Below are 10,056 nucleotides of genomic sequence, written 5' to 3' on the forward strand. Positions count from 1 at the left end.
CGAAAACCGGCGCATGATAGCCGATGTCGGAACCTTGGACTTGCCCATAGAGTCCAGTTATTAGCCAGCTACTGAAAACAGGGCTACGTTGATAGCTCTGCCCGTCCCCTCAGTCCGTAGCCGTGCGGACTCAAAGGAGTGATCGTAATGCCGTCCCTCGATAGTCTGAAGACCCTTAAAACTCTACAAATCGACGATAAGACCTACCACTATTTCAGCCTGCCCGATGCCGCCAAGAGCCTTGGCAATATCGACCAGCTACCGATGTCGCTGAAAGTCCTGCTGGAAAACCTGTTGCGCTGGGAAGATGAAAAAACTGTCACCGGCGCCGACCTCAAGGCCATTGCCGCCTGGCTCAAGGTGCGCCGCTCCGACCGGGAAATCCAGTACCGCCCGGCTCGGGTATTGATGCAAGATTTTACCGGTGTCCCTGCCGTGGTCGATCTCGCTGCGATGCGCGCCGCCATGGCCAAGGCCGGCGGTGACCCGCAGCGAATCAACCCGCTGTCGCCAGTGGATCTGGTGATCGACCACTCGGTGATGGTCGACAAATTCGCCACCCCAAGCGCCTTTGAACAGAACGTCGACATCGAAATGCAGCGCAACGGCGAGCGCTACGCGTTCCTGCGCTGGGGTCAGAGCGCCTTCGACAACTTCAGCGTGGTGCCGCCGGGCACCGGGATCTGCCACCAGGTCAACCTCGAATACCTCGGGCGCACGGTATGGACCAAGGATGAGGACGGCCGCACCTACGCCTTCCCCGACACGTTGGTCGGCACCGACTCCCACACCACCATGATCAACGGCCTCGGCGTACTCGGCTGGGGCGTCGGCGGCATCGAGGCGGAAGCCGCGATGCTCGGCCAACCGGTGTCGATGCTGATTCCGGAAGTGATCGGTTTCAAACTCACCGGCAAACTCAAGGAAGGCATCACCGCCACTGACCTGGTGCTGACGGTCACGCAGATGCTGCGCAAGAAAGGCGTGGTCGGCAAATTCGTCGAGTTCTACGGCGACGGTCTCGCCGACCTGCCGCTGGCCGATCGCGCGACCATCGCCAACATGGCCCCGGAGTATGGCGCGACCTGCGGCTTCTTCCCGGTCGATGACGTGACCCTCGAATACCTGCGGCTGTCCGGTCGCCCGGCTGAAGTGGTGAAACTGGTCGAGGCCTACACCAAGGCTCAGGGCCTGTGGCGCCTTCCCGGTCAGGAACCGGTGTTCACCGACAGCCTGGCGCTGGACATGGGCAGCGTCGAAGCCAGCCTCGCCGGGCCGAAACGCCCACAGGATCGGGTTTCGCTGCCGAACGTGGCACAGGCTTTCAGTGATTTCATGGACCTGCAATTCAAGCCCACCAGCAAGGAAGAAGGCCGTCTGGAAAGCGAGGGCGGCGGTGGCGTGGCCGTGGGTAACGCTGATCTGGTGGGAGAAACAGAGTACGAATACGAAGGCCACACCTATCGCCTGAAAAACGGCGCGGTGGTGATCGCCGCGATCACCTCCTGTACCAACACCTCCAACCCAAGCGTGATGATGGCGGCCGGTCTGCTGGCGAAAAAAGCCGTGGAGAAAGGCCTGACCCGCAAGCCATGGGTCAAGAGTTCGCTGGCGCCCGGCTCGAAAGTGGTCACCGACTACTACAAGGCTGCCGGCCTGACGCAATACCTCGATCAACTTGGATTTTCATTGGTCGGTTATGGCTGCACCACCTGCATCGGCAACTCCGGGCCGTTGCCGGAGCCGATCGAAAAAGCCATTCAGAAAGCTGACCTCACCGTCGCCTCGGTGCTGTCCGGCAACCGCAACTTCGAAGGCCGGGTGCATCCGCTGGTGAAAACCAACTGGCTGGCCTCGCCACCGCTGGTGGTCGCTTACGCCCTGGCTGGCAGCGTACGCACAGACATCAGCACTGAACCGCTGGGCAACGACCAGCATGGCAATCCGGTGTACCTGCGGGATATCTGGCCTAGCAGCAAGGAAATCGCCGAGGCGGTGAATCAGGTGAACACCGCGATGTTCCACAAGGAATACGCCGAAGTGTTTGCCGGCGATGAACAGTGGCAAGCGATCCAGGTACCGCAAGCTGCCACCTACGTGTGGCAGGACGACTCGACCTATATCCAGCATCCACCGTTCTTCGACGACATTTCCGGCCCGTTGCCGGTGATCACCGACGTCAAAGGGGCGCGGGTTCTGGCGCTGTTGGGCGATTCGGTAACCACTGACCACATCTCCCCCGCCGGCAACATCAAGGCTGACAGCCCGGCCGGGCGCTATCTGCGCGAAAAAGGCGTGGAGCCGCGGGACTTCAACTCCTACGGTTCACGGCGCGGCAACCACGAAGTGATGATGCGCGGCACGTTCGCCAACATCCGCATTCGTAACGAGATGCTCGGCGGCGAAGAAGGTGGCAACACGATCTACATCCCGAGCGGTGAGAAAATGCCGATTTACGATGCCGCCATGCTGTACCAGACCTCGGGCACGCCGCTGGTGGTGATCGCCGGTCAGGAATACGGCACCGGCTCCAGCCGCGACTGGGCGGCCAAGGGCACCAACCTGTTGGGGGTCAAAGCGGTGATCGCCGAAAGCTTCGAGCGTATCCACCGTTCCAACCTGGTAGGCATGGGCGTGTTGCCGCTGCAGTTCAAGCTCGATCAGAACCGCAAGAGCCTGAACCTCACCGGCAAGGAAACCCTGGATATTCAGGGCCTGACCGGTGTCGAGCTGACACCGCGCATGAACCTGACGCTAGTGATCACCCGTGAAGACGGGAAACAGGAAAAAATAGAAGTGCTGTGCCGCATCGATACGTTGAATGAGGTGGAGTACTTCAAATCGGGCGGAATTCTGCATTACGTCCTGCGCCAACTGATCGCCTCTTGATTGCTTGATTCCCGTGGTGAGGGGATTCATTCCCGATGGACTGCGCAGCAGGCCCTTTTTTGGGGTCGCTTCGCTACCCATCGGGGATAAATCCCCTCGCTACAGGTGCTCGACACAAGCCTTCAGCGCTTTTCTACAGGCGAAAAAAAACCCGCCGAAGCGGGTTTTTCCCAAGACCATTATCGACTCCCTGTCGGCAGCGATCCTTGCTATGGTCGATCATCCGTGATCCTGAAACACTCCCTGTGTCTCAGTTGATGGGTGTAGATTACGTCGTGGATCCAATCGGCAATAGTCGCAAAAGCTACCACCGCGTGTAAGACATTCGCTATAGAAGCCCTTCCGAAAACCCTTAGCCCTCTCAGTCATCCAGCAGGCAAGCGGCGATTTGCGCGACCTGCAGCTGTTCGGCAGCCTGTTGCTGCGCATCGTCCTCCAGGAACCAGGCGGCCGACAATCCGGCAAACGCCAGCACCCATTGCAGCAAGCGTCGGCGATCAAGCCCGGACGCCTCGACGATCACCTCGACCTGCCGGCGCAATCGCTGTGAATCGCCAGCCGTCGGCAAGTCCGGGTTGCAGATCAGGTTGGCGTAGTCATAACCGCGCTCGCCGCGTACTCGTTTGGGATCAATAGCGAGCCAGCCGTGTGCAGCGAAATCGAGAACATTGTCGTGGTGCATGTCACCGTGCAGCACCACCACGTCCTGCGGATCTGCGAGCAAGGCTTCAGCCGTTTGCAGGCTCAGGGCATAGGTCCCGCCATGTTCGGCCGCGGCCACGCGCAGCGAGACGAACCACGGTGCCAGCTCCACCAGCGGCGGTGGCGGCGTCGGGCGCGGCGCATGCAAGCGCGCTAGTGTCGTGCACATGATCTGCGTGGCTTCGTCGTCTTCACCGTTGAGCGCCATGTGCATCAAAGAACGCCGGCCCATGGCCCGTTCCAGCAACAAACCTTCCTCGTGATGGGCCAGCACCCGCGCTGCGCCCTCACCGTCCCACCAAGTCATCAGTCGATTGCCGAATTGCTCGTCGGTATCCAGCACAACCTTGAGCATGGCCGGCGTGCCGCCAAAACGCACCGGCAACAGGCGGCTGCCGGGGGTGATGATCGGCTCACCGTCCGGCACCAGCGCCCAGCGTTGCAGCCAGGGTTCGAAGATTGCGCAGTCAGTCACCGTCACGCTCGCGGGTCTTGGCGCTTTCGGCGAGAAACTGTTCGAGTCGACTCAGCTGTTCCTCCCAGCCACGGCTGTCCATGTAATACGCCTCCTTCTGCCGCACGTCGGGAATGTGCGCGAAGCCGGACTCAGACACTTTGAGCAAAGTGCCGTCCTCGTAATCCTGCAGCTCGAACTTGACCAGCGTCGTTGGCTCCTGGGAATAATCGATCGTCGGATTGACCGCGTACGGGTGCCAGCGAAACGAAAACAATTGCTGCGGTTCGACCCGCTCGACCAGCACGTTCCACAACACGTGTTCATAACCGGGATAGGTGACCTGCCCCTGCGTCCATTCTCCGGCGATGAATCGCCTGCCCTCCAGCGCCACACCAAACCACTGGCCAAACGCCTCGGCATCGACCAATGCGCGCCAGACATAAGAACGCGGCGCCTTCAGCGTGATTTTGCGTTCGAAACTATTGGGTACCGGTTTCATAAGTCACCTCCTGTTCTGAACAGTAGGCTTGTATGACCACATGTCCAACCTGAAGTTGTATCAAAGGGCTGCACCTGTTCAGTCCAAAGGAAACATTCGGCGGCATTTCCGATCGTTGAATCGAGCGCCCTCAACCGATGAACCTGTTACCTTTTCCTGCGAAATGGACACGGACAAGGACGAAGCATGCAGCCATCTCTATCCGAACGTTATCGCGGCGCCCTGCTCGGCCTCGCCTGTGGTGATGCTGTGGGCACCACGGTGGAGTTCAAGCCACGGGGCTCATTCCAGCCACTGACCGACATGGTCGGTGGCGGTCCCTTCCACTTGAAGCCAGGGCAATGGACGGATGACACCTCGATGGCGCTGTGCCTGGCGGAAAGTCTGCTGAGCAAAAACAGATTTGATGCGGCAGATCAGATGGGGCGCTATCTCAACTGGTGGAAATGGGGCTATCTCAGTTCCACAGGTGAGTGTTTCGATATCGGCATGACGGTCAGACAGGCGCTGTCGCAGTATCAGCAAACCGGCCAGCCCTTCGCGGGGTCCACCGACGCGTTTACCGCCGGCAACGGCTCGCTGATGCGTCTGGCACCCGTGGTGCTGTTTTACTTCCCTGATGCCCGTCAGATCCACCAGTTCGCCAGCGACAGTTCGCGGACAACCCACGCAGCGCCCGAGGCCATCGAATGCTGTCAGTTGCTTGCCGAGGTGATCAACAAAGCCTTGCTTGGCGCGTCCAAGTCAGAATTGCGCAAACTGTCAGACTCAACCTTCGTTCAAGCAAAAGTCGCAGCCATCGCCCGGGGTGATTACCTCACAAAGTCGGCGGACGAAATCCGTGGTAGCGGCTACTGCGTCGAGTCTCTGGAAGCGGCACTGTGGTGCTTTCATCACACCGACAGTTTCGCCGCAGCGATTCTGCAAGCCGCCAATTTGGGCGATGACGCCGACACCACGGCCGCTATCGTTGGACAAGTAGCCGGCGCCTATTACGGCGTTCGAGCGATTCCTGCCCATTGGCTGGAAATGCTCCATGACGGCGAGGAGATTGCAGCCACTGCAGATCGCCTGCTCGAAGCCTCCCGGCTACGGGTGCCTGATTAGAAGCCCCGGAGCCGCTAAACTGCACTGTACTTTTCATCCGACACAGTGAGATTACCCTATGTCCCCACGCCTGCTTCTGGCCCTGACACCTTTTCTGTTCACTCCCTTCGTCGACGCTGCCGCCGACTGCGCCAATGCCAGCGATCAGGCCACCATGAACCAGTGTGCCGGGGAGGAATTCAAGGCAGCGGACAAGGAATTGAACGCGGTGTATCAACAGATCACCGGTCGTTTGAAGGACAACCCTGACAGCAAGAAGCTGCTAATGGGGGCGCAGCGAGCATGGATCGGGTTTCGCGATGCCGAGTGCAAGTTTTCGGCATCCGGGGTCGAAGGCGGAAGTGTTTATCCGTTGATCTACAGCAATTGCCTGACCGGTGTGACCAAGGTGCGAGTCGAGGCGCTGAAGCAATATTTGAAGTGCCAGGAGGGTGACATGAGTTGCCCGGTACCCGGGGCCTGATTTTGTAGTGGTTTCGGTCTTGCCGATAGTTTGTTGATTTCACACTTGGAGCACCTTCGGCGCGCTCGCCAGCAAGCCGACTCCCCGCACCATTACGAGTAATTGCTCGGAGCCGCAGCAGAGGAGGATGCCGCAGCAAGCGAATCAAAATTAATTATTGTAATCAGATAATTTTTAATCGAGAATTCGCTACCAAATTGCAACAACCAGGAATTTTCATGAGTACTCACATCAACGGATTGGCGCCGCAGCGCATGCATTGGATCGGGCTGCTGGCAGCAATTCTCGTCTGGGTTCTGGGTGTGACGGAGGTCGGCGGCAACGCGACGGTCTGGTTCTTCAAAAAGGATGAAATGCTGGCGGGCCTGCTCTATGCCTTTGCAGAAGGCTCGCCGCAACTGCTCGACCCGTTTGTCGAAGGCGCGCTGCTTGATCCCGACACCTGGCTGTCGTCAATGGTCACTGCGCTGATCGTTTTTCTGGATTTTCTGCCCGTTGTCCTGTCGGCTTACGCGTTATGGCTGACCGGGTTGTTTTTCTTGCGCTTGTCACGCGGCGAAACCTGGACCGATCGCAATATCGGCGTCCTGTGGCGAGTGGGAGTGCTGTGCATCGTTTCTCCGGCGGCCTACCCGCTGGTAGAGACTTTGCAAGGCCTGGCTTTGTCGATCGATCTGCCGCCGGGGGATCGCATTTTTCAGTTCTCGATCGGCCTGTCTTCCTCTTCTGCCTACGAAATAATCAAAGGCGTATTGCTCTGTTCGTTTTCAATTATCATGCGCGATGCAAAAGTACTCAGCGATGAGCAAAGTCAATACATATAGAACAACATAATGACCATTATCGTCCGCCTTGACGTTGTCATGGCCACGCAAAAAATTCGCTCGAAAGAGTTGGCCGCCCTGCTCGGGATCACCGAGGCCAATCTGTCATTGCTGAAAAACGGCAAAGTCAAAGGTGTGAAGATGGCAACTCTGGACAAGCTCTGCGCTGCGCTCGATTGCCAACCGGGCGATCTGCTGGAATACCAGAAAGACTGAGACTTTCCTCTGACGGCGAGTTGTTTATCGCAAGTCCCAATCGTTTAACTCTTATTCAATCCTTAGTTTCAAGGCGGCTTTGTCATGTCCCGTTATTTGTTATGCGCGCTGTTATTGCTGACAGCGTCACTCAGCGGCTGCGCCGCAAAACTAGACGTAGCACTCAATGCAATACCTGATCCGGACTATCAGTTCGACCGAAAGGCAACCGTACTGGTGACCTCGACCAACAGCGCCGATGAGAACGCACTGAATGCCCGCTATTATCTTCGCGACATGGTCAACGCAATGAAAGACAGGGGCTTCCAGGAGGTCTATACCGACGCCAGCCTGCCTGGAAATCATGCACCGATCAAAATGACCATCAGTCTCGATATCGGCAGCCGGCAAGTGTCTTACCGCTACACCGCCACCGACTATGGGCAAGTGCCAACCAGCACGACGACCGTGTGCAAGAACACCAAGAAAAAAGATGACCGACTGACCTGCACCAGTAAGCCCAATACGACCTATGGTCCGGTGGGAACTTCAGAGCGTATCGGCTACACCACTCTCAGTACGTTCATTGCCACCGCCCGCGATGAGGTGAGCAAACGCACGGTGTATCTGCTGCGGGCGTCGTCTTATAACGAGGACTGTCAGGCCGCCAAGGTCGAAGCGTTTCTGGTCGAGCAAGGCCTGCAGAACCTGAATTTTCAGGACCGCCTGCAACGCAACTACAGCGTCACGATGCCCGAGGGTTACAGCTGCAAATAGTCAGTTGCCCAAACGTCTGTCTCGACAGCTTCACAGCGCAGCCGATGTGAGCCGGCGCTGTGAAGCTGATCCAGGTTACACGTGCGGATCACCCGGCGGCTTGGCGGGCGCCGCATATTGCGGCTTGAGGTGGCCATCCTGATCCAGTAACCAGGCGTCCATGATCTGCCGCACCACAGGGCCGGCCACTCGACCACCGGCCTCACCGTTTTCGATCATCACCGAGATGGCGATCTTCGGATGCTCTGCCGGAGCAAAGCCGACAAACAAGGCATTGTCGCGATGCCGTTCCAGGGTTTTCTCGCGGTTGTAGCGCTCACCCTGCTTGATCGCGACCACTTGCGCAGTACCGCTCTTGCCGGCAATGCGGTACTGCGCACCGGCCGCTGCGGCGCGCGCGATACCCCGCGCGTCGTGCATCACCATCTGCATGCCGTGGTTGACCTGATCCCAGTCACGCGGGTTCTTCAGCAGGATGTTCGGCATCGGATGCTCGTCGACCGGCGCAACGCCATCGACCGTCTTCGCCAGGTGCGGACGGTTCCATACGCCCTTGTTGGCGATCAGTGCGGTGGCCTGAGCCAGTTGTAGCGGCGTGACCTGCATGTAGCCCTGCCCAATCCCGAGGATCACCGTTTCCCCCGGGAACCAGGCCTGACGGCGCGTGGCGCGTTTCCAGGCCTGAGACGGCATCAAACCGGGCGACTCTTCGAACATGTCCAGCGAGACTTTTTCGCCGAGGCCGAACATCGCCATGTAGTCGTGCAGGCGATCGATGCCGAGCTTGTGTGCCAGATCGTAGAAGTAGGTGTCATTGGAACGCATGATCGCTGCATCCATGTCCACCCAACCGTCGCCGCTGTGGTTCCAGTTGCGGTACTTGTGATCGAAATCCGGGAGTTGGTAGTAGCCTGGGTCAAAGACCCGGGTCTGCGGCGTCACGACACCGGCATCGAGGCCGGCGATTGCCACTTCCGGCTTGATGGTCGAGCCCGGCGCATAAAGGCCGCGCAACACACGGTTGAACAGCGGCCGGTCGATGGAATCGCGTAGCGCCGAGTATTCCTTGGAGCTGATGCCCGTGACGAACAGGTTTGGGTCGAAACTCGGATTGCTGACCATGGCCAACACTTCGCCGGTAGACGGGTCGAGAGCCACCACCGAGCCACGACGGTCGCCCAGTGCGGCTTCCGCAGCCTCCTGCAGTTTGACGTCGAGACTTAGAACGATGTTTTTGCCTGGGACCGGATCGGTGTGCTTGAGCACCCGCAATACTCGGCCCTGAGCGTTGGTCTCAACTTCTTCATAGCCAACATGACCGTGCAGTTGCGCTTCGTAGAAGCGTTCGATACCGGTTTTACCGATGGACTGCGTGCCACGGTACTCCACCGAATCAAGGGTCTTGGACTCTTTTTCGTTGATCCGGCCAACATAGCCGATCGAATGCGCGAAGTGCGTACCCAGCGGGTAGTGACGAACGAATTGTGGCTCGACATCCAGGCCCGGCAAACGAAATTCGTTGACCGCTAACACGGCGATCTGTTCTTCGGTCAGTTCATAGAACAGCGTCACTGGAGTAAATGGATGACGAGACTGCTTCATGGCCTTGTCGAAAACCGTGCGATCTTCGGCGGGCAAATGCAGCAGATTGATCACCTCGTCCAGCTCCTGATTGACATCAGTGGCGCGTTCACGAGTGATGATCAGATTGTAACTGGGACGGTTATCGGCGAGCAGCACGCCATTGCGGTCATAAATCAGGCCTCTTGTCGGCGGGATCGGCAAGACGTGGACGCGGTTATTTTCAGAAATGGTCGAGTGGTAGTCGTATTCAACTACTTGCAGGATGTACAGACGTACCACCAGCGCGCAGCTGATAGCAAAGACGAACAGAGCACAGGCGATCAACCGCTTGTTGACCAGGCGCGTCTCTTTTTCGTGATCCTTGATCGGGATGGGTTCAGGCATTTCTACAGCAACTCTTTGGCATAATTTGAGTGCCGATCCGTGGGCATGACATCAGTCCGTTAAAAACGAGCTGCACCATACCAAAAACCGAGTGGTCACTTCAGAAGGATTTTCCCCAATGGCAGTCCCTGCGACGGTTGGAACTCTCGTGTCGTCTGATTCTGACGAGAGAAGC

Annotated in this window: 9 protein-coding genes; 6 read left to right on the top strand and 3 right to left on the bottom strand. The window is 58.2% G+C overall.

Going from position 1 to position 10,056, the window contains the following annotated elements:
- Positions 1-147 precede the first annotated feature (147 nt).
- Positions 148-2,889 (top strand): aconitate hydratase AcnA, encoded by a 2,742-nt coding sequence (gene acnA, locus PMI25_RS07650; protein ID WP_007961800.1) that lies wholly within the window; start codon positions 148-150, stop codon positions 2,887-2,889.
- Between the two features lie 361 nt (positions 2,890-3,250).
- Here the strand turns inward: acnA and PMI25_RS07655 are convergent, their stop codons facing one another.
- Positions 3,251-4,072, bottom strand: a complete 822-nt coding sequence (locus tag PMI25_RS07655) for an aminoglycoside phosphotransferase family protein (protein ID WP_081755194.1) — start codon at positions 4,070-4,072, stop codon at positions 3,251-3,253.
- On the bottom strand, positions 4,059-4,547 hold the full coding sequence (locus PMI25_RS07660; protein WP_007961797.1) for an SRPBCC family protein: 489 nt from the start codon (positions 4,545-4,547) through the stop codon (positions 4,059-4,061). Before PMI25_RS07660 ends, PMI25_RS07655 begins: the two co-directional genes overlap by 14 nt.
- A gap of 186 nt (positions 4,548-4,733) precedes the next feature.
- Here PMI25_RS07660 and PMI25_RS07665 point away from each other — a divergent pair, with 186 nt between their 5' ends.
- The 5 genes from PMI25_RS07665 to PMI25_RS07685 all read left to right on the top strand — a co-directional run bounded on the left by PMI25_RS07665 (position 4,734) and on the right by PMI25_RS07685 (position 7,913).
- Positions 4,734-5,654: an ADP-ribosylglycohydrolase family protein gene (locus PMI25_RS07665; RefSeq protein WP_007961795.1), complete on the top strand. Its 921-nt coding sequence runs from the start codon at positions 4,734-4,736 to the stop codon at positions 5,652-5,654.
- Between the two features lie 58 nt (positions 5,655-5,712).
- The gene (locus PMI25_RS07670; RefSeq protein WP_007961794.1) at positions 5,713-6,117 is read left to right on the top strand and encodes a lysozyme inhibitor LprI family protein; all 405 of its coding nucleotides are present in this window, start codon (positions 5,713-5,715) and stop codon (positions 6,115-6,117) included.
- Positions 6,118-6,335: 218 nt separating this feature from the next.
- Positions 6,336-6,941, top strand: a complete 606-nt coding sequence (locus tag PMI25_RS07675) for a hypothetical protein (protein WP_007961792.1) — start codon at positions 6,336-6,338, stop codon at positions 6,939-6,941.
- 9 nt (positions 6,942-6,950) lie between these two features.
- Positions 6,951-7,157 carry a helix-turn-helix domain-containing protein gene (locus PMI25_RS07680; protein ID WP_003226632.1) on the top strand — a complete coding sequence of 69 codons (207 nt, stop codon included), beginning with the start codon at positions 6,951-6,953 and terminating at the stop codon, positions 7,155-7,157.
- Positions 7,158-7,241: 84 nt separating this feature from the next.
- Positions 7,242-7,913 carry a hypothetical protein gene (locus PMI25_RS07685; RefSeq protein WP_007961791.1) on the top strand — a complete coding sequence of 224 codons (672 nt, stop codon included), beginning with the start codon at positions 7,242-7,244 and terminating at the stop codon, positions 7,911-7,913.
- 75 nt (positions 7,914-7,988) lie between these two features.
- On the opposite strand, the gene mrdA is transcribed toward PMI25_RS07685, so the two are convergent.
- Positions 7,989-9,881 carry a penicillin-binding protein 2 gene (mrdA, locus tag PMI25_RS07690; protein ID WP_007961790.1) on the bottom strand — a complete coding sequence of 631 codons (1,893 nt, stop codon included), beginning with the start codon at positions 9,879-9,881 and terminating at the stop codon, positions 7,989-7,991.
- Positions 9,882-10,056 lie beyond the last annotated feature (175 nt).

It is taken from the genome of Pseudomonas sp. GM30, assembly GCF_000282275.2.
Taxonomy (GTDB): Bacteria; Pseudomonadota; Gammaproteobacteria; order Pseudomonadales; family Pseudomonadaceae; genus Aquipseudomonas.